Origin of the sequence: Microbacterium halotolerans, from assembly GCF_003569805.1 — a bacterium.
GTDB lineage: Bacteria > Actinomycetota > Actinomycetes > Actinomycetales > Microbacteriaceae > Microbacterium > Microbacterium halotolerans.
This window is the reverse complement of the sequence record NZ_QVLP01000018.1, coordinates 105,403-127,781: the sequence shown is the minus strand read 5'-3', so window position 1 is coordinate 127,781 and position 22,379 is coordinate 105,403. Positions and strand designations below refer to the sequence as shown.

At 68.9% G+C, this 22,379-nt stretch carries 17 protein-coding genes; 7 read left to right on the top strand and 10 right to left on the bottom strand.

All coding sequences use genetic code 11. The features are described 5' to 3' along the window. Positions 1 to 174 precede the first annotated feature (174 nt). From DZG09_RS15605 to DZG09_RS15595, 3 genes are read left to right on the top strand one after another with little or no spacing between them, the layout of a single operon-like run. Positions 175 to 1,401, top strand: coding sequence for an acyl-CoA dehydrogenase family protein (locus tag DZG09_RS15605; protein WP_119698679.1), 1,227 nt, complete (start codon positions 175 to 177; stop codon positions 1,399 to 1,401). Positions 1,402 to 1,451: 50 nt separating this feature from the next. Next, positions 1,452 to 2,903, top strand: coding sequence for a phytoene desaturase family protein (locus DZG09_RS15600; RefSeq protein ID WP_119698678.1), 1,452 nt, complete (start codon positions 1,452 to 1,454; stop codon positions 2,901 to 2,903). A gap of 55 nt (positions 2,904 to 2,958) precedes the next feature. Next, entirely contained in the window at positions 2,959 to 4,017 is a 1,059-nt protein-coding gene (locus DZG09_RS15595; RefSeq protein WP_119698677.1) for an ATP-dependent DNA ligase, read from the top strand. Positions 4,018 to 4,038: 21 nt separating this feature from the next. On the opposite strand, the gene ligD is transcribed toward DZG09_RS15595, so the two are convergent. From ligD to fdhA, 3 genes are all read right to left on the bottom strand, one after another. Next, the gene (ligD, locus tag DZG09_RS15590) at positions 4,039 to 5,043 is read right to left on the bottom strand and encodes a non-homologous end-joining DNA ligase (protein ID WP_119698676.1); all 1,005 of its coding nucleotides are present in this window, start codon (positions 5,041 to 5,043) and stop codon (positions 4,039 to 4,041) included. Between the two features lie 198 nt (positions 5,044 to 5,241). Beyond that, a complete protein-coding gene (locus DZG09_RS15585) occupies positions 5,242 to 5,646 on the bottom strand; it encodes a GlcG/HbpS family heme-binding protein (RefSeq protein WP_119698675.1) in 405 nt (134 codons plus the stop codon). 26 nt (positions 5,647 to 5,672) lie between these two features. Next, a complete protein-coding gene (gene fdhA / locus DZG09_RS15580; RefSeq protein ID WP_119698674.1) occupies positions 5,673 to 6,893 on the bottom strand; it encodes a formaldehyde dehydrogenase, glutathione-independent in 1,221 nt (406 codons plus the stop codon). Between the two features lie 122 nt (positions 6,894 to 7,015). On the opposite strand from fdhA, the gene DZG09_RS15575 reads away from it, so the two are divergent. Then, positions 7,016 to 8,278, top strand: coding sequence for a helix-turn-helix transcriptional regulator (locus tag DZG09_RS15575; protein WP_119698673.1), 1,263 nt, complete (start codon positions 7,016 to 7,018; stop codon positions 8,276 to 8,278). 108 nt (positions 8,279 to 8,386) lie between these two features. On the opposite strand, the gene DZG09_RS15570 is transcribed toward DZG09_RS15575, so the two are convergent. The 5 genes from DZG09_RS15570 to DZG09_RS15550 form a co-directional block, all read right to left on the bottom strand. Further along, a complete protein-coding gene (locus tag DZG09_RS15570; protein ID WP_119698672.1) occupies positions 8,387 to 9,529 on the bottom strand; it encodes an SseB family protein in 1,143 nt (380 codons plus the stop codon). Between the two features lie 46 nt (positions 9,530 to 9,575). Further along, positions 9,576 to 10,247 (bottom strand): methionine ABC transporter permease, encoded by a 672-nt coding sequence (locus DZG09_RS15565; RefSeq protein ID WP_119698671.1) that lies wholly within the window; start codon positions 10,245 to 10,247, stop codon positions 9,576 to 9,578. Next, the gene (locus DZG09_RS15560; protein ID WP_119698670.1) at positions 10,244 to 11,275 is read right to left on the bottom strand and encodes a methionine ABC transporter ATP-binding protein; all 1,032 of its coding nucleotides are present in this window, start codon (positions 11,273 to 11,275) and stop codon (positions 10,244 to 10,246) included. Before DZG09_RS15560 ends, DZG09_RS15565 begins: the two co-directional genes overlap by 4 nt. Before the next feature lie 70 nt (positions 11,276 to 11,345). Beyond that, positions 11,346 to 12,257, bottom strand: a complete 912-nt coding sequence (locus tag DZG09_RS15555) for a MetQ/NlpA family ABC transporter substrate-binding protein (protein WP_119698669.1) — start codon at positions 12,255 to 12,257, stop codon at positions 11,346 to 11,348. Positions 12,258 to 12,401: 144 nt separating this feature from the next. Beyond that, positions 12,402 to 14,810, bottom strand: coding sequence for an ATP-dependent helicase (locus DZG09_RS15550; protein ID WP_119698668.1), 2,409 nt, complete (start codon positions 14,808 to 14,810; stop codon positions 12,402 to 12,404). Between the two features lie 266 nt (positions 14,811 to 15,076). Between DZG09_RS15550 and DZG09_RS15545 the strand changes: the two genes are divergently transcribed. Beyond that, entirely contained in the window at positions 15,077 to 15,739 is a 663-nt protein-coding gene (locus tag DZG09_RS15545) for a GntR family transcriptional regulator (RefSeq protein ID WP_119698667.1), read from the top strand. Between the two features lie 24 nt (positions 15,740 to 15,763). Here the strand turns inward: DZG09_RS15545 and DZG09_RS15540 are convergent, their stop codons facing one another. Beyond that, a complete protein-coding gene (locus tag DZG09_RS15540) occupies positions 15,764 to 16,768 on the bottom strand; it encodes a glycerophosphodiester phosphodiesterase family protein (RefSeq protein WP_119698802.1) in 1,005 nt (334 codons plus the stop codon). A gap of 138 nt (positions 16,769 to 16,906) precedes the next feature. On the opposite strand from DZG09_RS15540, the gene DZG09_RS15535 reads away from it, so the two are divergent. Beyond that, a complete protein-coding gene (locus tag DZG09_RS15535) occupies positions 16,907 to 17,845 on the top strand; it encodes a Bax inhibitor-1/YccA family protein (protein WP_119698666.1) in 939 nt (312 codons plus the stop codon). 97 nt (positions 17,846 to 17,942) lie between these two features. Here DZG09_RS15535 and DZG09_RS15530 read toward each other — a convergent pair whose 3' ends face one another. Next, complete coding sequence (locus DZG09_RS15530) at positions 17,943 to 19,331, bottom strand: glycosyltransferase (protein ID WP_119698665.1); 1,389 nt, start codon at positions 19,329 to 19,331, stop codon at positions 17,943 to 17,945. 447 nt (positions 19,332 to 19,778) lie between these two features. On the opposite strand from DZG09_RS15530, the gene DZG09_RS15525 reads away from it, so the two are divergent. Further along, on the top strand, positions 19,779 to 22,379 hold the full coding sequence (locus DZG09_RS15525; RefSeq protein ID WP_119698664.1) for a helix-turn-helix transcriptional regulator: 2,601 nt from the start codon (positions 19,779 to 19,781) through the stop codon (positions 22,377 to 22,379).

Sequence of the window (22,379 nt, the reverse complement as noted above, 5' to 3'; positions counted from 1 at the left end):
GTGCCGAATGGACCCGCACCGCGTGCGTCGTTTCGTCTCAGCCTGCGGGCTCGCGCCGCGCCCGCACTGCTGTTGCTGTTCGTCGACATCGGCTGATCGGAGCGACCCCCACCTCGCCTGTCGGAACCCCACAATCGGTTGGAACCGCCGCCTGAACAGCCATAGCGTGACGGCATGACCACTCCGCTGCCAGGCGATCGCACAGAGAAGTACGACGTCACCGCCCCTGCCGACACCGACTACTACGAGGTCTTCTCCGACGTCGCAGGCTCCGATCAGGAGGCGTGGCGCCGCGCTCGCACCCTCGTCGACGAGACGAGCGAGCGGATGCTCGCCGCTTGGGACGCGTCGGAGTATCCGATCGAGGTCGTTCCCCGGATGGGCGAGCTCGATCTGCTGACCGACGGCATCGATCATCCGGGGCTCACACATCTGTCGCCGCTGGCGGCCGGGCTGGTGAACATGGAGCTCTCCCGCGGCGACGGTTCCCTCGGCACGATCCTCGCCGTGCAGGGCGGACTGGCACTGCGCACGCTCGCTCTGTTCGGCAGCGACGAGCAGAAGACCCGCTGGCTGCGACCGCTCGCCGACGGCGCCGTGCTCGGGGCGTTCGCCCTGACCGAGCCGACGCACGGGTCGGATTCGACTTCACTGGAGACGGTTGCGACCCGGGACGGCTCCGGATGGATCATTCGGGGTGCGAAGAAGTGGATCGGCAACGGGGCATCCGGCGGGATCACGTTCGTGTGGGCGCGCGTGGCGTCTCTCGGGGACCCCGACGACGGCGCCGTGCGGTGCTTCCTCGTCGAGCAGGACACCGACGGGTACGAGGCGAGCGTGATCGAGGGCAAGGTCGCACTGCGGGCGATCCACCAGGCGCACATCCGGCTGAACGATGTGCGGGTCTCGGCGGATGCCGTGCTCCCCGGCGCCCACTCGTTCAAGGACACCTCGACCGTGCTGTTCGCCACGCGATCCGGTGTGGCGTGGTCGGCGCTGGGGCACGCAACAGCCTGCTATGAAGCAGCGCTGGCGTACGCGTCGGCCCGGGAGCAGTTCGGCAAGCCGCTGGCGAGGTTCCAGATGGTGCAGCAGCGGCTCACCGAGATGCTCGCGCAGCTGACCTCGATGCAGCTCTACTGCCGGCGCCTGGCCGACATCGAAGCGGCGGGACAGCTGCGGCCCACGCAGGCGTCGCTGGCGAAGTTCCACAACACCCGCACGGCGCGCGACATCGCCCGCACTGCCCGCGACATGCTCGGCGGCAACGGCATCCTGCTCGAGAACCGTGTCATCCAGCACCTGGCCGACGTCGAAGCCATCCACACCTACGAGGGCACCGAGAGCGTCCAAGCACTACTGATCGGCCGTGACATCACCGGCGTCGGCGCCTTCGCGTAGCGCCATGTGCCCTCAGGCGGCGGGACCGGTGGACCTGCGACAATGGGCAGGTGCGAGCAACGGTCATCGGGAGCGGTCCGAACGGGTTGGCTGCGGCTGTGGCCCTTGCCCGCGGCGGATACGAGGTCACGGTGCTCGAGGCCGCCGATCACGCGGGCGGCGGAGTCGCGACGACCGAGATGACGCTGCCGGGCTTCCGACACGACGTCTGCTCGGCGGTGCACCCGATCGCGCTGACCTCTCCGTTCTTCCGCGCCGCGGGCCTGATGGACACGGTCGACTGGATCGTGCCCGACATCTCGTACGCGCAGGCGATCACACCCGGCCGCTCGGCGGTCGCGTGGCGCGACATCGAGCGCACCGCAGCGGGCCTCGGCACCGACGGCACCGCGTGGCTCCGGATGCTCAGCCCGCTCGCGAAGCGGATCGGCGGCGTCGTGGACTTCACCGGCAGCAACATGGTGCGCATACCTCGCGACCTGCTCACCACCATCCGGTTCGCCCTGCGCATGCTGCCTGCAGGCACACCGCTCGGCCGCGGCGTGCTGCGCACCGAGGAGGCGCAGTCGCTGCTGACCGGCGTGCTCGCTCACGCCAACACACCCCTGCCCTCGCTGGCAGGTGCGGCAGCCGGGCTGATGCTCGCCGCGCACGGCCACGCCGAGACCGGATGGGGCTACCCGGCAGGCGGAGCGCAGTCGATCGCCGATGCCCTCATCGCCGACCTCACCGCGCACGGCGGCCGCGTCGTCACGGGCGAGCACGTGCGCGACCTGGCGTCCCTCGACTGGGGGGATCCCGCGTCGGGCGACGTGCTGATGCTCGACACATCGCCGAAGCTGGCACTGACACATCCGGATGTGCCGTCGTCGTACGCACGCGCGCTGGATCGCTACAGATACGGGCCGGCCGCCGCGAAGGTCGACTTCGCACTCGACGGCCCCGTTCCGTGGGCCGACGAGGCCCTGACGCTCTCCCCCACCGTGCACGTGGGCGGCACGCGCGCCGAGACGGAGGCGAGCGAGAACGCCGTCGCGCGCGGTCGCATCAGCGATGCGCCGTACGTGCTGGCGGTGCAGCCGTCGGTGCTCGACGCGACCAGGGCGCCGGAGGGCAAGCAGGTGCTGTGGGCGTACATCCACGTGCCGAATGAATCCCCCGTCGACCCGACCGAGCTGATCACCGCGCAGATCGAGCGCTTCGCTCCCGGCTTCCGCGACCGCGTGCTCGCCTCGCATGCGGTGCCGGCGAACGCCCGAGAGGCGGAGAACCCGTCGGCCCTCGGCGGCGACGTGCTCGGCGGCGCGTTCACGCTGATGCAGGCGTTCCGCCGCCCCGTGATCTCACCCACACCGTGGCGCACGCCGATGCGCGGTGTCTATCTCGCCTCGGCGTCGGCCCCGCCCGGCCCCGGAGTGAACGGCATGGCCGGCTGGTACGCCGCCCGCACGGCGCTGCGCGACCGCGGCCTGCCGTCGACCCTGGCGCACGTCTTCGCCTGACCCGCGCACACGCGGGGTCTGGACCCGCGCCAGGGCGGCGGGCAGGATGGGCGGCATGACGCATGCCATCCCGCAGCCGATGCTGGCGAAGGCCGTTCCGGATGTCCCGGATCCGGAGAAGACGGACGGCGGTCTGCTGTACGAGCCGAAGTGGGACGGTTTCCGCGTGCTCGCCTCGTGGGACGGCGAGTCGGTCGAGCTCGGCTCGCGCGGAGCGAAGCCGCTCACCCGATACTTCCCCGAACTCACCGACGCCCTGCCGCGACTGCTCCCCCGCCCCTGCCTCATCGACGGGGAGATCGTCGTCGCCGAAGGGGGACGACTGAGCTGGGAGGCGCTGAGCCAGCGCATCCATCCGGCCGCCAGCCGGATCGCGAAGCTGTCGGCCGAGACGCCTGCGATGATCGTCGCCTTCGACCTGCTGCGCGACGGCGACGACGATCTCATGGGCGCTCCCTTCCGCGAGCGTCGAGCACGCTTGGAAGCACTGTTCGCCGGCGTACCGTCACCCGTGCACCTCACCCGCGCCACCACCGATCCGGAGCGTGCTCGCGAGTGGTTCACACGCTTCGAGGGTGCGGGGCTCGACGGCGTCGTCGCCAAGCCGCTCGCCGATGCGTATGCGCCGGGCAAGCGCGCCCTGTTCAAGGTGAAGCACTCGCGCACGGCCGACGTGGTCGCGCTCGGCTACCGCGTGCACAAGAGCGGCGCCGGCGTCGGCTCGCTGCTGGTGGGCCTCTACGACGCCGATGGCGAGCTCCGGAACGTGGGTGGGGTCTCGGCGTTCAGCAACGCGCGCCGGGCGGAGCTGCTCGACGAGCTGGAACCGCTCGTCGACCGCGACGACGCGGGCGACGCCGTCCGCGGCGAGACCGATCGCAACCGGTTCTCCTCCGGCAAGGACGTCTCGTTCGTGCGCCTCCGGCCCGAGCGCGTGCTCGAGGTGAAGTACGACCAGCTGGAGGGGCAGCGGTTCCGGCACACCGTGCAGTTCCTGCGCTGGCGCGAGGACCGCGAGCCGAGCTCATGCACGTACGAGCAGCTGGAGGAGCCGGTGTCGTACGCGCTGTCGGATGTGCTGACCGCACCAGTCGAGACGGAAGATCCGGCCTGACGCCGAGCGTCGGGGCGCGACCTACTTCTTCGCGCGCGACGGCTGCACGCGCGGGGGCTCTCCCGGCATCTTCGGGAAGTCGGGAGGGAAGGGCAGCTCACCGAGCCCGTCGTCGAGATCGCGCTGCCACCACTGAAGCAGAGTGTCGATGCGGCCGGGGCGCTCGGCGAAGCCGGCCCAGGGGTCGCCCACCTCCCGCAGCCGCTCGGTGACGGCCCGGATGGTGAAGGCGTGCGGGTCCAGGCCATCGAGCTCGTCCCAGCCCACCGGGGTCGAGACCGTGGCCTGGGGCAGCGGACGCGGGCTGTAGGCGCCGGCCATGGTGCGGTCGCGGTTCGCCTGGTTGTAATCGACGAAGACACGATCGCCGCGCTCTTCCTTCCACCAGTTCGTCGTGACCCGATCCGGCATCCGCCGTTCCAGCTCCCGCCCTGCGGCGATCACGGCGTGACGGACGTCGAGGAACTCCCACTCCGGATCTATCGGGCAGAAGGCGTGGATGCCTCGGTTGCCGCTGGTCTTGACCCACAGCTCCAGCCCTGCCTCGGCCAGCACCTCGCGCATGCCGTGTGCGGCATATATGACGTCGGCGAAGTCGTTCCCCGGCTGCGGATCCAGGTCGATGCGCAGTTCGACGGGGTGATCGGTGTCTGATGCGAGCGATGCCCAGGGGTGGAACACCACGGTGTTCATCTGCGCCGCCCACACGACGGCGGCCGGCTCGGTGAGCACGAGCTGACGGTGCCGCCTTCCGCTGTTGTACGTCACGGGGACTGACTCGACGTAGTCGGGCGCACCCTTGGGCGGGTTCTTCGAGAAGAAGCTGTCGCCGTCGACGGAGGCGGGGAAGCGCTCCAGCGACACAGGTCGGTTGCCGTTGTGCGCGAGGAAGGGATCGGCGACCGCGACCAGGTACTCCGCGAGTCCGCGCTTGGTGATCCCGACCTCCGGCCAGATCTCCCGGCCGGGGCTCGACAGCGAGATCTCTCGTCCGCCCACCTCGAAGAGGATCCGTTCCGAAGCCATGCCCCGAGCGTATGCCGCCCGCCCGCCCAGCGGAACCCGTCTCCTCCCTCGCACCAGGCCCACCCGTGGCCCGTAGCAGGCTCGCGAGATGCGCACTTTTCGCCGAGATGAGCCGCTCTGGACGCGATCTCGGACGAGAAGTGCGCTTCTCGGCGACAGACGTACACGCCGCGATGCGCGTGCCCGGGCCCGGCGGAGTCAGAGCGCCGCGACGGCGGCCTCCGCGACCGACTGGTCCTGTTCGCCGGTGCCGCCGCTGACGCCGACCGCGCCGACGACGGCGCCGTCACGAATGAGCGGGATGCCGCCGGCGAAGATGGCGACGCCGCGGCCGTGGGCGTTGGTGGTGTGGATGCCGAAGAACTGCTGCGTCGGCTGCGCGTTGTCGCCGAGGTCCTTCGTCGAGATGTCGAATGCCTTCGACGTCCACGCCTTGCTCATCGAGATCTCGATGCTGCCGATCCACGCGCCGTCCTGCCGAACGTGGGCGACGAGGTTGCCACCGGCGTCGACGACGGCGATGTTCATCGGCTGACCGATCTCATCGGCCTTGGCCTCGCCTGCGACGATGATGCGTCGAGCGTCCTCCAGATTCACGGACATGTCGTTCCTCTCCTGAGTGCCGCGCATCACGCGGCGTCGATGTAGCCGTTGGGGTCGAGCACGTACTTCTTGGCAGCGCCGCCGTCGAACTCTGCGTAGCCGCGCGGAGCGTCGTCGAGCGAGATCGGCGTCGCGTTCACCGCCTTCGCGATCTGCACCTTCTCATGCAGGATCGCCTGCATCAGCTGCCGGTTGTACTTCATCACCGGGCACTGCCCCGTCGCGAACGACAGCGACTTCGCCCAGCCGAGTCCGAGCCGGAGAGACAGCGATCCCTCCTTCGCCGCCTCGTCGACGCCGCCCGGATCACCCGTCACATACAGTCCGGGGATGCCGAGGGCACCTCCCGCCGCTGTGATGTCCATCAGCGAGTTCAGCACGGTCGCCGGGGCCTCGTGCGAGGCGTCGGCCCCGTGCCCGCGCGCTTCGAAGCCGACGGCGTCGACGCCCGCATCCACTTCCGGCACGCCGAGGATCTGCTCGATCTGGTCCCGTGGATCGCCCTTCGACACGTCGACGGTCTCACACCCGATCCCCTGCGCCTGCGCCAGGCGATCGGCGTTGAGGTCGCCCACGATCACCGCCGCCGCGCCGAGCAGCTGCGCACCGACTGCTGCAGCGATGCCGACGGGACCGGCGCCCGCGATGTACACGGTCGAACCGGGGCGGACGCCCGCGGAGTACGCGCCGTGAAACCCGGTCGGGAAGATGTCGCTCAGCATGGTCAGGTCGAGGATCTTCTCCAGCGCCTGATCCCGGTCGGGGAACCGCAGCAGGTTCCAGTCCGCATACGGCACGAGAACGTATTCGGCCTGCCCGCCGACCCATCCGCCCATGTCGACGTACCCGTATGCCGAACCCGGACGATCCGGGTTCACGTTCAGACAGATGCCGGTCTTGCCCTCCTTGCAGTTGCGGCACCGTCCGCACGCGATGTTGAACGGCACCGAGACGATGTCGCCCACCGAGACGAACTCCACGTCGGGGCCGATCTCCACGACCTCCCCCGTGATCTCGTGGCCGAGCACAAGACCGGCGGGCGCGGTCGTGCGGCCGCGGACCATGTGCTGATCCGATCCGCAGATATTCGTCGACACGGTGCGCAGAATCGCTCCGTGCGGTACCTTCCTGCCGACGTTGGCGGGGTTCACGCCCGGCCCGTCCTTCAACTCGAACTCGGGATACGCGGTGTCGATGACCTCGACCTCTCCCGGCCCCTTGTACGCAACGGCCTTGTTCCCCGGCATGTTCGCGCTCCCGTTCCGCGGCGTCGTCGCCGCTGTGAGTGAGTCTTCCCTGTCCGAACGGACGGGTGAATCACCCGCCCGGGCCGTTCCGCCCGCCCGTTCGAGTGGGTACGCTCGGGAACATGCCCGATGGCGGAGCAGATTGCACGAGAGACACCCTGCAGGAGCTCTCGGAGACGGTGACGGCGCCCTCTGCCGCGCTGCCCGATCGGTTGTCTCACCTGTTGGCTCCGTTCGCCCCGCACGACGCGCTCGTGATCCTCACGGCCGATGTCGACGGCGGGCACCAGCGCGGTGCCGGCGATGAGTCGTTCGTCCGCGGCGTCTCCTACCTCGATCTCGACGACCGTCGGCGCGCGATCCGCCCCGGCAGCACCCAGCGCGACGAGCTCGACGTCGCCGGACGCACGGTGCAGATCCTGCTGGCCGTCTCCCGAAACGGCGCGGTGCTGGTGCTCGCCGGAGCGCGTCCCGATGCGCACGGCGAGGCCACCGTGCTCGATCTCTGGAACATCGTGAGCCTGCGGATCCAGGAGCTCGCCGATCACGCACCTCCCGACTACCTCCGCCACGCCAGATACTCCTCGGGCGAGCGCATGGAAGCACTCGCCGAGCTCGGAGCCGAGTACTCGACGACGCTCGAGACGGTGCTCGCCTCGCTCAGATCCTCCAGGCTCGACAACGGCGCAGCGCGCCAGGCGGCCACGGCGATCGCCACCGAAGGCCTGGTGCATCTGCGCACCGCCAGCGATCGTGCCCGCACGGCGACCGAGGAGCCCGTGACGACGGCGTTCGATCGGCTGCGGGATGATCTCAGACCGCTGATGCGCTACCGCGACATCGACGTGCAGTTCGTCGATCCACCGGTAGACGGACGTCCGCTGCCGAGCGAGGTCGCCCACGGCGCACGGGCCGTCGTGCGAGGCGCGATCCTGGTCATGATCGATGACCCGGATGTCTCACGCGTGCGCGCGCAGTGGGACTGCGACGGCACCAATCTGATCATCGGGCTGCGCGACGACGGCGACGGTGCGCTGTCATCGGATTCGAGCCGACTGCGTCTGATCACGGATCGCGTGCACGCGCTGCGCGGTCGGATCGATGTCGACATGACGCCCGGATGGGGAACCGAGATCTCCGTCGTTGTTCCGCTGGACCCACCGCACGCGGGTGGGATGCGCCCCACCACGTGGTCGCTCGGCGAGCGCGAGAACGACGTACTGGCGCGGATCGCATCCGGCGCCCACAACCGCGAGATCGCGGCCGACCTCGGCATCAGCGAGAACACGGTGAAGTTCCATATCGCCAACCTCTATCGGAAGATGGGCGTGTCGAACCGCGCCGAGGCGACCGCGACCTATCTGTCAGAGATGCGCTTCGCCTGACACCGGCCCGCGAGTTGCGCACCTATTCGACGTCCGGGCGTCGAGAACGGCGCATCTCGACGAGATGTGCGCATCTCGGCAGCGGGGTGCGGCGTCACCGCGCCGCGGTCACTCCGCGATGGCGATGACCGGGGCGAGCTCGTCGCGGGTGAGGGTCATCAGGGGGCCGGCCGGGTCGATCAGCAGGCCGCCCAGCTGCGGGTGGTCCTTCAGCATCTTGGCGATCTTGTCGACGGCGAGCGGCATGGCCTTCTCCGGACGTCCGAGCGCGACGACCTCGAGCGGGTGAGAGAAGACCTGAAGCAGGCGCGTGCCGTCTGCCAGCCGTGCCTCGGCGATGCCGTATTTCTTCTGCTCGCCCTCCTCGGCGTCGTTGTTCACTTCGCCGACGGCGACCCACACCGGCGGCTTCTGCGCGAGCACCTCCGAGATCTTCCCCGGGGTGTCGGCATCGCGCGGCTGCGCCAGCAGCGATTTGAGACGCAGCTCCGAATCGGCCTGATCGAATGCCTTCTCCACGACATCGCGGGGCAGCACGGCGCGGCGCTGCTTCGAGTAGTTGTCGACGATGATGCCGGCGAAGGTTCCGCTGAGCAGGTGCCGGACGAGCGCAGGCGTCGGCTGTGCGACGGCCGAGGTCTGCGTGTCGCCGTCGGCCTTCACCGCATCGCGCAGCGCCGCACCGGAGCTGAACACCATCATGTAGTCCTTGTCGCCGGCCTTCGCGACGCCGAAAGTGACCTGTCCGCCCTCCGAGAGGGTCTTGCGGGCGTCGCCCTGAACGCGCAGATAGAGGTGGCCCTGCAGCATCTGCCGGATGACGCCCATCACCTGGGCGCCGGTCGGCTTCTCCGGCAGCGCGGCGAGCGCGTCGCGCACGAGTGCGTTGTCGCGCAGCCCGGGAACCGTCTCGAGCTGGGTGGGAGGAGCAGCGGGGGCGCCTGGCAGCGGCGGGCGTACGGCCGGCTGCTCGGTCGGGGCCGGCTCGCGCTCCTGCGCGGGAGCGGCCTCTCCGCCCGTCGAACCGAGTCCCTGGAACGACGTCATCGAGATGTTCACCGACGGGGCGTCGTCAGCCGAAGCACCGGCGTCTGCATCAGCGCGGTCGGCATCCTGATCCGGTTCGACGACCTCGCCGCCGGGAGCCGACTCCGGCTCTGTCACCGATCGCTGATCCGGCTCCGGAAGCTCTCCGACCTCGTCTCCTTTCGGATCGCGGTCGTTCTTCTTCTTGCGCGAGAACAGGCCCATGCCTCCACCCTACGCGGGTACCGGACTGCCTGCCCCGGCGATCCGGTCAGCGCCGCAGGATCCGCCGCGCGAGCGTGTTGCCGACCGCTTGGACGATCTGCGTGACGATCACGATCGAGACGAGGGCGGCGATGATCACGATCCAATCGTTCTGCCGCTGCCCGTAGGCGATCGCATAGTTGCCCACACCGGTGCCGCCGATCATGCCGGCCACGGCAGACATATCGATGATCGCAATCGTCGCGAAGGTGTAGCCGAGGATGAGCGGGCCGAGCCCTTCAGGCAGAATGACGGTCAGGATGATCCGCCACGGCCCCGCGCCCATCGCGCGCGCAGCTTCGATCACCCCCGGATCGACCGTGACGAGGTTCTGCTCCACGATCCGCGCCACCCCGAAGGTCGCCGCGACGGAGATGGCGAAGATCGCCGCCGAGTTGCCGATGCCGGTGCCGATGATCTCGCGCGCGAGCGGCTGCAGCGCGGCGAGCAGAATGATGAACGGTATGGGACGGAACGTGTTCACGAGCACGTTCATCACGCCGAAGACGATCGGCTGGGGCAGCAGGCCGCCGCGCCGGGTGACCGTCAGCGATACTCCGATCGCCAACCCGACGATCCCGCCGATGATCAGCGCTGAGCCGACCAGCCACAACGTGATCCCGGTCTGTTCGAGCAGATCAGGCAGGATGTCGTCGAGACTTTCGAGGATGTCGCTCATACCGGCACCTCGGAGATCGTCACGCCCGCTCCGACACCGGCAAGGGTCTTGCGCACCAGCTGCTCGTCACCGCGCACCGCGATCGTGAGCAGCCCGTAGACACGGCCCTGGATGTCGTCGACCCCACCGTGCACGAGGTTGAAGTCGACCCCGGCGCGGGCGAGCTCCGCGAACACACGGGCGTCGGACAGCCCGTCGTCCGTGAACGCGATCGTGAACAGCCGCCCCTCGTGCCGAGCACGCAGCTCGGCGAGGCCGTCGCCCTGTGGAAGGGCTCGGACGACGGTTCCCACGAAACGCGCGGCGGTGTCGGTGCGCGGGTGTGTGAACACGTCGTAGGTGTCGCCCGTCTCGATGACTCTGCCGCTTTCCATCACCGCGACGCGATTGGCGATGCGGGCGATGACGTCCATCTCGTGTGTGATGACGACGATCGTGATGCCGAACTCGCGGTTCACCCGGGTGAGCAGCTCGAGTACGTCGTCGGTGGTCTCCGGATCGAGCGCGCTGGTGGCCTCATCGGCGAGCAGAATCGACGGGTTCGCCGCAAGCGCTCTGGCGATGCCCACCCGCTGCTGCTGCCCCCCGGACAGCTGCTCGGGATAGGCATCGGCCTTATCGGCGAGTCCGACGAAGTCGAGCAGTTCGCCCACCCGCCTGCGGCGCGCCGCACGTGAGAAGCCCGCCACCTCGAGCGGATAGGCGATGTTGCGGCGCACCGTGCGCGAGCGCAGCAGGTTGAACCGCTGGAAGATCATCCCGATCCCCTGACGCAGCTCGCGCAGGCGGCGCTTCGGAGCAGAGGCGATGTCGGTGCCGTCGATGTCGATCGATCCGGATGTCACCGGCTCGAGCCCGTTGATCAGGCGCACGAGCGTGGACTTGCCCGCGCCGGAGTGCCCGATGATCCCGAACACATCGCCGCGCTCGATCTCGATCGAGACGCCGTCGACGGCGGCGATCCGCTCCCCGCCGCGCTGCTGCGGCGGGTACGCCTTCGACACGTCTGTCAGCGTGATGTGCGGCATGTCTCCCTCATGTCTCCGAACAGCGCGACGCGCGGGTGGTGTCGGGCCACCCGCGCAAGGCACGCGTCGATCATCCGGCTGCGCGGATGTCCTCCTCGACGTCGGCCAGCGACGCCTGCAGCTCGTCCTTCGGCGTGGTCGCGACGACGGCGGTGCCGCCGCTGACCTCGATCACACCGTCGATGACCTCCTGGCTGGACTGGTAGATGTCCACGAGCTGGTTCAGCACCTCGTCGTCCGCGTCGTCCGCGCGGGCCGCGAAGATGTTCACATACGGCAGCGCCGACGCGTCTGCCGGGTCGTCCGCGGCGATCGCGTCCTCGCTGGTGAGATCCGCGGCGTCGAGGAAGTCGTTGTTGATGATCGCGGCGGCCGCATCCGGCAGCGAGGGCGCGATCAGTGCGGCGTCGAGCGCCTTGACCTCGACGCTCGATTCGTCCGCGATGATGTCGTCGAGCGTCGAGGACGGGCTGCCGCCGCCCTCGAGGGCGATCAGACCCGCCGACTGCAGTACGAGCAGCCCTCTGGCCTGGTTCGTGGTGTCGTTCGGCACCAGCACCGTCTCGCCGTCCGGGATGTCGGCGACGTCATCGTAGCTGCTCGAATACAGGCCGAGGGGGTAGGTGACGGTCGCGCCGATCGGCTGCAGATCCTCATCGTTGGCCACGTTGTAGTCGGCGAGGTAGATGATGTGCTGGAACTGGTTGATGTCGAGCTCGCCCTGCGTCAACGCGGGATTCGGCTGCGTGTACTCGGTGAAGTCGACGATCTCGACCGAGATGCCCTCGTCCTCGGCCGCGGCGACGTAGTCATCCCAGTACGGGTTGCTCGCACCGACGACGCCGATCCGCACCGGGTCCGACGCGCTGCCGCGCTCATCCGAGGCGCCCTCTTCGGACCCGGCGTTCGACGCGCAGCCGGCCATCATGGCAAGCGCTCCGACGGCGGCGAGGGATGTCAGTGCGCGGGTGCGGAAAGCCATGGCTGCTCCTTGCTTGATCGGTCGGGCCGGCGTCTGCCGGTGATCGCCCGTTCCGGATGCACCGGTGGGCCAGGACACGACAGTAGGCAACGCCGTGCCGCGACGACGAGTCGGACGACACAAAGTGCAACGTCGCCGAGCGCGTCAGATCTTCTCGAACGGCGCCACTTTGATCAGCAGCTTCTTGGCACCCGCCTCGTCGAAGCGCACGTGCGCGACTCGCTTGGCGCCCTGGCCCGTGACGACGTCGACCGTGCCCTCGCCGAAGTCGTCGTGGCGCACCCTGTCGCCTGCGGCGAGCTCCATGTCGCCGTTGTCGCGCACCTTGCCCGTGACGCGGTTGGGGAACTTGTCGAGCGAGGTCGACTTCGGCTTCAGCCCGCCGCCGGGACCGAGCGGCGTGACGCCGAACCGGTCGCCGCCATTCGGCCGCCGCGCGTTCAGCGCTCGAGACTGCGTTCCGCCGCGGGAGTTGACGTCGCCAGGCGATTGGCGCCAGTCGATCAGACCGGCAGGGATCTCCTGCAGGAAACGGCTGGGCATCGCGACCGTCACCTCGCCGAACTGCGCGCGCGTCATCGCGAGGGAGAGGTACAGCGACCTGCGCGCACGGGTGATGCCGACGTAGAACAGACGCCTCTCTTCCTGCGGCCCCCCGGGTTCGCCTGCGGAGATCCGGTGCGGGATGAGATCCTCTTCGACGCCGGTGAGGAACACCGTGTCGAACTCGAGACCCTTCGCGGTATGCAGCGTCATCAGCGACACGGCTCCGGACTCGTCGTCGAGGTCATCGGTGTCTGCGACGAGGGCGACCTCCGTGAGGAAGTCGATGAGCGTGCCCTCCGGATTGTTGCGCGCGAACTCCCGTGTGACGGCGACGAACTCGTCGAGGTTCTCGACCCGTGCTTCGTCCTGCGGGTCGCGCGACGCGCGCAGCGCGTCGAGGTAGCCGCTGCTGTTCAGCAGCAGCTGCAGCCCCTCCGTCACGGAGGCAGGCGGCGGCGTCTCGCCCGACGACGGCAGCATGATCTCGCGTGCAGAGTTCAGCACATCGTCGAGGCGCGCTATCGCCTTGCGCAGCTTCGGGCCGACGCCGAGCTGCTCGGCGTGCGCGAGCGCCTCGCGGAAGGAGATGTCGTTGTCGGCTGCGAACCGGGCGATCTGCGTCTCTGTCACCGCCCCGATGCCGCGCTTGGGCTTGTTCAGGATGCGCCTGACCGCCATCTCGTCTGCCGGGTTGGCCACCGCGACGATGTAGGCCAGCGCGTCCTTGATCTCGGCACGGTCGTAGAACTTCGTACCGCCCATGATCTTGTACGGCACGGCGGAGCGGATGAAGATCTCCTCGAGGGCGCGCGACTGCGAGTTGGTGCGGTAGAACACCGCCATCTCGCTGTACTGGCGCCCCTTCAGATGCAGCGCCTCGATCTCATCCGCGACGAACTGCGCCTCGTCGTGCTGTGAGTAGCCGGTGAAGCCGACGACGGCGTCCCCCGAGCCCTCCGCGGTCCACAGCTTCTTCTCTTTGCGATCGAAGTTGTTCGAGATCACAGCGTTGGCTGCGTCGAGGATGTTCTGACTCGACCGGTAGTTCTGCTCGAGCAGAACGACCTTGGCGCCTGGGAAGTCGCGCTCGAACTCGCTGATGTTCCGGATATCCGCACCCCGGAACGCATAGATCGACTGGTCGGAGTCGCCGACGACGGTCAGCGCCGCGCCGTCGCGCTCCGGAATCAGCGCGACCGCGCCGCCCGCATCGACCTCGCTCTGCACGGGGCGGGTGAGCTCGTGGATGAGTGCGTACTGCGCGTGATTCGTGTCCTGATACTCGTCGACCAGAATGTGCCTGAACCTCCTGCGGTACACATCGGCCACATGCGGGAAGGCACGGAACAGGAACACCGTCTGCCCGATCAGATCGTCGAAGTCGAACGCGTTCGCCTTCCGCAGCTGACGCTGATAGTCGGCGAACAGCTCGACGAACACCCGCTCGGCCGGGTCTTCGCGACTCACGGTGCGGGCGTACGATTCCGCGTCGTGCAGTTCGTTCTTCAGCTTCGAGATCTTCGACTGCACGCCGGCCGGGGTGAGGCCCAGCGCGTCCGCCTCGTGCTCCTTCACGATGCGCTTGATCAGCGCGCGCGAGTCGCCCGAGTCGTAGATGGTGAAAGACTTCGTGAACCCGAACTGCTCGGCCTCACGCCGCAGGATCCGCACACACGCCGAGTGGAACGTCGAGATCCACATGCCGCGAGCGCTGTCGCCGACGAGCTGCGCCACGCGCTCGCGCATCTCCTGCGCCGCCTTGTTCGTGAACGTGATCGCGAGGATCTGGCTGGGCCAGGCCTCCCGTGCACGCAGCAGCGATGCGATGCGATGCGTGAGCACACGGGTCTTCCCCGAGCCGGCCCCCGCGACGATCAGCAGCGCGGGGCCGCGGTACTCCACCGCCTCGCGCTGCGGCGGATTGAGCCCGTCGAGCAGGAGGTCAGCCCCGGCCGGCGCACGGTCGGAGTCGGCGGGCAGGATGAGCGGCGGGGAAGCGTCTGACATGGCTCCCCAAGTCTAGATGCGGCCACGGACATCGCGACTGGGCTATTGTGCCCGCACGGCAGAAGTGTCAATATCACAGCTACCCAGAGGGTGCCCGGGGAGAATAACCACTGAACAGTGTTCACAGCTTTTTCGTAATCAAATCGAGATATGTTCAGCCCCGTGGAATACATCTCCTCGCCGGATCATCGTGTGAAATGACGCATCGGCACCACGAGGGACGAACGAATAACGTCGTGGGCGAACGCCCACGCAAGGGAACCAGCATGTCGAACAAGACCGGACCACTAGAGCAGGACAACCAGCGCCTCGCCGATGCCGTGTACGAACGCATCGGAGAGGCCATTATCGATGGTGCTCTGGAGCCTGGCTCCCGCATCCGGGATCAGGAGATCGCCGCCGACCTCGGTGTCTCACGCATGCCGGTTCGAGAGGCACTGCAGCGGCTCGAACGGATCGGCCTCGTCGAGATGTCCGCCAGCAGGTTCACTCGGATCACCGAGGTGTCCGAGCAGGACATCGAGGACTCGGTCGAGTTCCTCGGCTACCAGGCCGCCGCCGCGACGCGCATGGCGACGCGGAGGATGACCGAGGCTCAGCGCGAGCGAGCCGCGATGCTCGCACGAGGCGTCGTCGCGTCGTGCGACGGGACGAACCCGGATGACCCCGAAACCCTGCAGCCGCTGTTCCAGGCGTTCAACGCTCTCTGGTCGCACCTGGCGGTCTCCAGCGGCAATATGATGTTCTCGCGCACGTACGGCGAGGCCGGGTTCGCGCTCGAGCGCGCCTACCGCGGCCGCCGTCGGCTGACGCAGGCGCTCGATGCGATCCGGCGCGACTTCGGGAAGCTCGCCGTGGCGATCGAGGACCAGGACGTCGACGAGGCCGAGCGCCTCGTCCGCTCGCAGTTCAGGATCACCGAGAGCTGACGCACTGCTGTCGCCGCCCAGCGGTCACCGCAGGAAGAACGCCGCGCCGAGGTCGGTGTGGTCGACGAACACGCCGTCGACTCCCGCATCGCGGATGAGCGACCATTCGCCCTCGTAGTCGCCGAATGCCGCCTTGCCTCCCCCGGTCCGGAACCGCTTGGCGAGGAACGCGTTCTCCGGTCGGCACGTCCACGTGTAGACGACGAGACCGCGCGCGTGGACTGCGTCGACCAGCGCGGCTCCCGCCTGACCTGTGGCGTCCGCGCCGAGGACCATCGATTTGGCGACGCTGATGCCGTCGAATCCGGCGGCCCAGCGGTCGAGCCCCGCGGGCGCGGCGATCTCGGCGTAGGTGGGCGCGTCCGTGCCGCGTTCGATCATCATGTCGACCGGTGAGCCCGTCGCCTCGAGCAGGAACACGTACTGCGCGTCGGTCTCCTGTGCGCGCATCCGCTCGAGGACCGACGACTCGAAGGACTCGATCGTGACCGGCCGCCCCGGCCCAGGCCATCCGGATGCGCTCAGCACCGTCGCGACCAGCTCGCCCAGGTCGGTGCCGATCGAGCGGAAGTACGCGTCGTGCTTGATCTCGACGACGACGCCGATCTCCCGACCGGTGCGGCGCGCACCGTCGGCGGCGATGTCGAGCACGTCGCTCAGCCGGAGCATGGGTTCGTACCCGTCGTGTTGCGCGCTCTCCGACCGCAGCGTCGGAATCCGTTCGCGCAGGCGCAGGGTCTGCAGCTCCGCCCAGGTGAAGTCCTCGGTGAACCAGCCCGTCATGGTCTGTCCGAGGAACGACTTCGTCGTGCGGCGGTCCGCGAACTCCGGATGGCTCGCCACGTCGGTCGTGCCGGAGATCTCGTTCTCATGCCGCACGACGAGCACACCGTCTCGGGTGGCGACGACATCCGGTTCGACGGCGTCGCACCCCATGTCGATGGCGAGCTCGTAAGCGGAGCGGGAGTGCTCCGGACGGTAGCCAGAGGCGCCGCGGTGGGCGATGAGGAGCGGGCGTGCTGCTGGCATGCACACCAGAGTAGTTCTCTGCTCGCGAACGGACGCACGTTCCCCGGGATGACAGGCCACACATAGCGAAATCCGGCTATCCTGGGTATACGTCGGCGGGACGCCGCCGTCACCGACCCTTGGAGTGTGACCACAACCATGGCCAGACCCGGTTTCAACAATCCTGTCTTCCAGCCGCAGGGCGCATACGGCACGTCCCTGCAGCCGCCGGCGCAGGCCGGCTACGGGCAGCAGTCGGGCCAGTTCCCGCAGCAGGCCCAGGGCCAGCAGGCCTATCCCGGATATGCCCAGCCCGGCATGACCCCCGCACAGCAGGCCGGCATCGAAGGCGCCTACGCCGCTCCCCCGGCCGACGCCGTCGACATGGGCCGGATGACCGTCGAGGACAGCGTCATCAAGACCGTGATGCTGTTCGCCGCGATGCTCGTCACCGCAGTGATCGGCTGGATGTGGACGCTCGGCGGCGCCCTCAGCACCGCCGACGCGACGAGCATCTCGATGGTGCCGTGGATCATCGGCGCGCTAGGCGGCTTCGTGCTCGCGATGGTGAACATCTTCAAGAAGAGCCCGTCCGCGCCGCTCATCTTCGCGTACGCGCTGTTCGAGGGGCTGTTCGTCGGAGGCGTCTCCGCCTACTTCGAGTTCATCTTCCCCGGCGTCGTCATGCAGGCGACGCTCGCCACCGTCGCCGTGTTCGCCGTGACCCTCGCGCTGTTCGCCAGCGGCAAGGTGCGCGCGACGAAGAAGGCCACGAAGGTCTTCATGATCGCGATGTTCGGCTACCTCGCCTTCTCGCTGCTGAACGTCGTCCTGATGTGGACGGGTGTGAACGACAATGCGTTCGGCCTTCGCTCGATGGAGATCTTCGGAATTCCGCTCGGCGTCATCATCGGCGTGTTCGTGGTGATCATGGCGGCGTACTCGCTCGTGCTCGACTTCGACCAGATCCAGCAGGGCGTGCGCAACGGCGCCCCGCGCAAGTACGGCTGGCAGGGTGCCTTCGGCATCATGGTCACCGTCGTCTGGCTCTACGTCGAGATCCTGCGCATCGCCGCGATCTTCTCGTCCAGCGACTGACGTCATCCACCGCACGAAGGCCGCTCCCGTTTCCGGGGGCGGCCTTCGTCGTTTCCCACGAGGCGGCCGACACAATGCAGTCGATGCGGCCGTGCGATCAGCGGCGGGGCGGCGAGGCGACCGCGTGCCGGATGGCAGAGGCCAGCGCGTCCATCGCGGCATCAGTCGACCAGCGCCTCGCGGCATCCGGCGCCTCGCGCGCGAGCTTCACGCGCAGCTGCTCGTCACCCATCACGCTCCGGATGGCGCCGGCCAGCGCCCGCTCATCTCCTGACGGCACCAGCGCCCCCCCGCCTGCGGCGAGCGCGTCGGCCGGACCATACCGGATGTCGTACGTCACCACCGGGCAGCCGTGCGCGAGCGCCTCGACGATCGCCAGCCCCTGCCCCTCGAACTCGGTCGAGGTGACGAACAGCTCTGCCGCCTCGAGCACCGCACCAGGGGCGGTGGTCGCACCGCGCAGGGCGACGCGGTCACCCGCACCCGCCTCGTCGATCAGCGCCTGCAGCCGCGCGCGCTCCGGGCCGTCGCCGTAGATGTCCAGGCGCGTGCCCGGCACGTCAGCGGCGACGAAGGCCCTGATGGTGTGGTCGATCCGCTTTCCCGGTGCGAGCCGGTTCATCATCACGACCAGGCCGCTGGCGCGTTCGACCGGCGGCTCATCCGGGATCTCCACACCGTTCGGCACCGCGAGGTGGTTGTCCCCGCCGAACCGCGCGACAACGTCGTCGCGCTGCGCCGCGGTGGGCCATGCGATCGCATCGAAGCGGTGAGCCAGCGCGAACCAGCGCTCCCAGAGCGGGTTCAGCGGTGCGTCCGGCGTGAACGGCGGCTCGACGTGCATCGTATGGATCGTGTGCACGATCCGGATGCCGGGATCGCCCCAGTCCGCGATGAGCTCGCCGAGCTGGCGCGACTCGCAGATCACCACCACCGGCAGATCGGCGCCCTCACGCAGCCCGGCGACGACATGCTCGAGCCACGCGCGATACAGCCCGCCGAAGCCTGTGACGACGCCGTGCTCGCGCCCGTCGGCCTCATAGACGACGACGGGCGCGGTCGACAGATGCCATCCGGAAGGATCCGGCACGTTCGGCAGCGCCAGGAGAGGACGACCGACGGCATCCGGGATCTCGCGGTATTCCAGCTCCGTGTCGCGCTCGCCCGGCACGACGGCGGCGAGCAGCCAGGATCTGTCCGCCCCGGCATCGTCGAACAGGTTAATCAGCGCATCAGTGCCCTCGACGTCGCCGTTCCCGATCCGGGCGTCCGGAATCACGAGCTGCCCCCGCCGGGAGAACTCCGCCCGGTGTGCGGCGTGGTCGGCGGCCGTTCCGGGGTCGAAGGTCAGCAGTCGCACGCTCTGCACTCCCGCTGCGGCCATCTGCGCCGCGCGCGCCAGCGTCGCAATCGTGTAGCCGCCGTCGAGACCGGGGATCAGCCTGCTCGACAGGATCAGGTAGTGCGCATCGGGGAAGGTCGCCATCGTCAGTGCCGTCGCTTCCTTCCGCGTCTCCGCTCGTTCCGAGAAAAGGACATTCGCCCGAGAAGAGACCGGATCGGGGCGCAACGTCCTTGCCTCACTGAATCGTACCCACCTCCGGACGATGTCCTTGAATGGACTGGCAGCCCTCCTACGGTCGCGGAGGGGCTTCACGGGGCGCAGCTCACATGAGGACGACACCCCGGGCTTCCCCGTATCCGTGATGAGAACCCCGCCTCCTCATCGAGGTCGAACACAGGATTCCGGTTCCCGAGAACCGCTCAACATGCCGGAGCGTCTGTACGTACAGTGTCTGCCTCGCAATCCGGCCACGGCGCGAACGGCGTCGCCTGCGCGCTCGGCGCACCCCTATACTGACAAAATGTCCACTTCCGCGACCCAGCTCGCTGTGCGGAGGCCAACAGCGTCTCACCAGCGCCGGTCACTGCGATGACGGACCAGCGCTCGTGGGCGATCGTCGCGCGACTCGAGTTGCGCGAACGCGTGGTCGCCGCACTGCGCGCGGGGAGCAGCGCCCTGATCATCGGCGATCCCGGGGTGGGGAAGTCCGTCCTGACAGCGTCCGTCCGAGACGACCTCGACGATGGCGACTCCGGAATGGTGGTGCTGCGTGCGCCCTCGCCGATCGCGGCGACGCCTTGGCAGATCTTCGCGCCGCTGATCGGCACGCCCGCCGATCCTGGCGGCAACGCGGTGGGGCGGATCTCTGCGCTGGCCAAGGCGGCATTGGCGGAGCACTGCGGCCCTTCGACGATCCACATCGAGGACGTGCATGATCTCGATGGACCCAGTGCGGTGATCCTCGCCGAGCTCGTTCAGAACGGCGATGCCCGGCTCCTCGCCACCTGCCGGCGGATGCCGGGCCCGCCGTCCCCGCTTCGCACACTGCTCCGCGAGGATCGCCTGGCGCAGATCGACGTGCACGGCCTCGAACTCGAGGAAGTCGAGCAGCTGCTCATTCGGGTTCTCGGCGGGCCGGTGTCGCGGGACACCTCGCAGCATCTCGCGGGCGCCACTCAGGGCAATCCGCTCTACCTGCGCGAACTGGTGCGCGCGCTTCGCGAGACCGGGGCGCTCGCGTTCGCCGATGGCGCGTGGCTCTGGCGAGATCCCGAGGTCGCAGGCACGCGGGTCGTGGATCTGATCCGCGCTGAGCTCTCCGGGCTCGGGGAGGCGGAGAGGGACATCGTCGATCTGCTCGCGCTGGCCGGGCCGACGACGATCGACGTGCTCGGCGAGGTCACCACTGATGACGCCCTCGAGGCAGCGGTTCTTCGCGGCCTCGTCGTCATCGAGCCGTCGCTCCACGCGGGCGCTCCGGAGGCCAGGCTCGTCCACCCGATCCACACCGACGTGATCCGCGGGACCCTGCTCCCCGGCAGGCGGCGGGAGCTGTTCCATCGCCTTCCCGCAGCGGCCCAGGGCACGACGAATCCCGCGACGCTCTTCTCGACGGTGGACTGGGCGCTCACCTGCGGGGTGAGACCGCAGCTCGAGCCTCTGCTGGCGGCGGTGCGCGCGGCGACGATGCTCACGGACCCGAAGCTCGTCGAGCGCCTGGCCGCGGCCGCGTTGGAGCAGCTGCCGCGCGAGGACCCTCGCGTGATCGACGTGCTGCTCGCCCGCGCCGCGTCGCGACGCTATGCAGGGAAACCGGGGCGTGCACGACGGGACCTCGCGCACGCCGGCGAGATGCTCGAGCACAGGAACGGGGACGACTCGCGGCGTTCAGCGCACGCGAGGATCCTCGCCGACCTCGCACAGTACGGCGATGACGACCTGGACGGCGCTCTGAGGATCCTCGCTTCTGCAGACCTGTCGGATCGGGTCTGGGACGAGCGCCGCCGGGTCGACGTGCTCACCAGGCTCGCCTATGCCGGACGGTTCGCCGAGTGCCTCGACGAACTCGACGAGCGGGTGCGCACCACCGATGATGCGACGATGCGCGCGATCATGACGGGCTCGCTGGTCCTGGGGCTCGGGCAGTCAGGACACCTGGAGCGCGCAGTGGCTCTCGCGGACGAGTCGCTCGGCAGCTGGCGGGTGGACGCGTTCACGGCGCCATGGCTGCTCGGCGAGGTGACGGCGGCACGCTTCTTCGTGGGGATCTGGCTGGGCGACATCGAGCCGCCGCGTCGTCGGCGCATCGCGGAGCTGGACCCGTACGCGCAGCTCGACCCTGCTGTCGCGCAGCTCGGGGAAGGACGCTACAGTCTCGCTCGCGGCCGGTGGTCGAGCGCCGCCGCTCACTTCCGCGGCGCTCTCGCGCGGTACGCGGTGCGGGATCCCTCCGGCTTCACGGCGACGGCCTGGGCTGGCCTTGCCGCGGCGGCCGCGGCGCTCGGCGACGCCGCTGATGCACGGGAGGCCCTGACGCAGTTCGAACGCACCCATTCGCGGGCGTCGAAGGTCGTCACGGCCGACAACGAGGTGAACATCCTGGTCGCAGCGCTCGCGCTCGGCGAGGCTGACACCGCTGAGCGCGCCGAGGCCCTGGCGGAGCGAAGCGAGCGGGAGGGTCTGTGGTGGGGCGTCGTGCGAGCTCGCCATCTGCGGCTCGTCGCGCTTGCACGCCGAGGCTCGGATGCCGCAGGCGAGCTCCACAGCCTCGAAGCCGCCGCCCGCCGTGTGGACGGCCCCGTTCCCGCACTGCTGCTCGATCACGCTCGCGCGCTCATCGCGAGGGATCCGCTGCTCGTCGCTCGAGCCTCGGGGCGGCTGTTGGAACGTGGCGTGTGGGTGCCTGCCGAGGCCACCGCCCCTGTCGAGCTCACGAGCAGGCAACGCGAGGTCGTGGGGCTCGTCGCCGCCGGACTGACGAATCGGGAGATCGCGGACAGACTGATGCTGTCGACCCGCACCGTCGATGCGCACGTGCGGCAGGTCTTCGAGCGCGTCGGCGTGAACTCACGCGCGGCGCTGTCGGAGTGGTGGGCCGGTTCCGGACGCGGCAGCATCGGTAGTGCGGAGTCGCCGCGACGAGGTCCGGATCCGCGGCAGCTCCGGTCGCCCGCGGGCTCCATTCCATAG

Bases quoted from the DNA above. Each gene is read 5' to 3' on its own strand.
- DZG09_RS15605 (WP_119698679.1), top strand. From the start codon at position 175: ATGACCACTCCGCTGCCAGGCGATCGCACAGAGAAGTACGACGTCACC.
- DZG09_RS15525 (WP_119698664.1), top strand. From the start codon at position 19,779: ATGACGGACCAGCGCTCGTGGGCGATCGTCGCGCGACTCGAGTTGCGC.
- DZG09_RS15535 (WP_119698666.1), top strand. From the start codon at position 16,907: ATGGCCAGACCCGGTTTCAACAATCCTGTCTTCCAGCCGCAGGGCGCA.
- DZG09_RS15575 (WP_119698673.1), top strand. From the start codon at position 7,016: ATGCCCGATGGCGGAGCAGATTGCACGAGAGACACCCTGCAGGAGCTC.
- DZG09_RS15550 (WP_119698668.1), bottom strand. From the start codon at position 14,810: ATGTCAGACGCTTCCCCGCCGCTCATCCTGCCCGCCGACTCCGACCGT.
- DZG09_RS15570 (WP_119698672.1), bottom strand. From the start codon at position 9,529: ATGGGCCTGTTCTCGCGCAAGAAGAAGAACGACCGCGATCCGAAAGGA.
- DZG09_RS15540 (WP_119698802.1), bottom strand. From the start codon at position 16,768: ATGCCAGCAGCACGCCCGCTCCTCATCGCCCACCGCGGCGCCTCTGGC.
- DZG09_RS15560 (WP_119698670.1), bottom strand. From the start codon at position 11,275: ATGCCGCACATCACGCTGACAGACGTGTCGAAGGCGTACCCGCCGCAG.
- ligD (WP_119698676.1), bottom strand. From the start codon at position 5,043: ATGGCTTCGGAACGGATCCTCTTCGAGGTGGGCGGACGAGAGATCTCG.
- DZG09_RS15530 (WP_119698665.1), bottom strand. From the start codon at position 19,331: ATGGCGACCTTCCCCGATGCGCACTACCTGATCCTGTCGAGCAGGCTG.
- fdhA (WP_119698674.1), bottom strand. From the start codon at position 6,893: ATGCCGGGGAACAAGGCCGTTGCGTACAAGGGGCCGGGAGAGGTCGAG.
- DZG09_RS15595 (WP_119698677.1), top strand. From the start codon at position 2,959: ATGACGCATGCCATCCCGCAGCCGATGCTGGCGAAGGCCGTTCCGGAT.
- DZG09_RS15555 (WP_119698669.1), bottom strand. From the start codon at position 12,257: ATGGCTTTCCGCACCCGCGCACTGACATCCCTCGCCGCCGTCGGAGCG.
- DZG09_RS15545 (WP_119698667.1), top strand. From the start codon at position 15,077: ATGTCGAACAAGACCGGACCACTAGAGCAGGACAACCAGCGCCTCGCC.
- DZG09_RS15585 (WP_119698675.1), bottom strand. From the start codon at position 5,646: ATGTCCGTGAATCTGGAGGACGCTCGACGCATCATCGTCGCAGGCGAG.
- DZG09_RS15565 (WP_119698671.1), bottom strand. From the start codon at position 10,247: ATGAGCGACATCCTCGAAAGTCTCGACGACATCCTGCCTGATCTGCTC.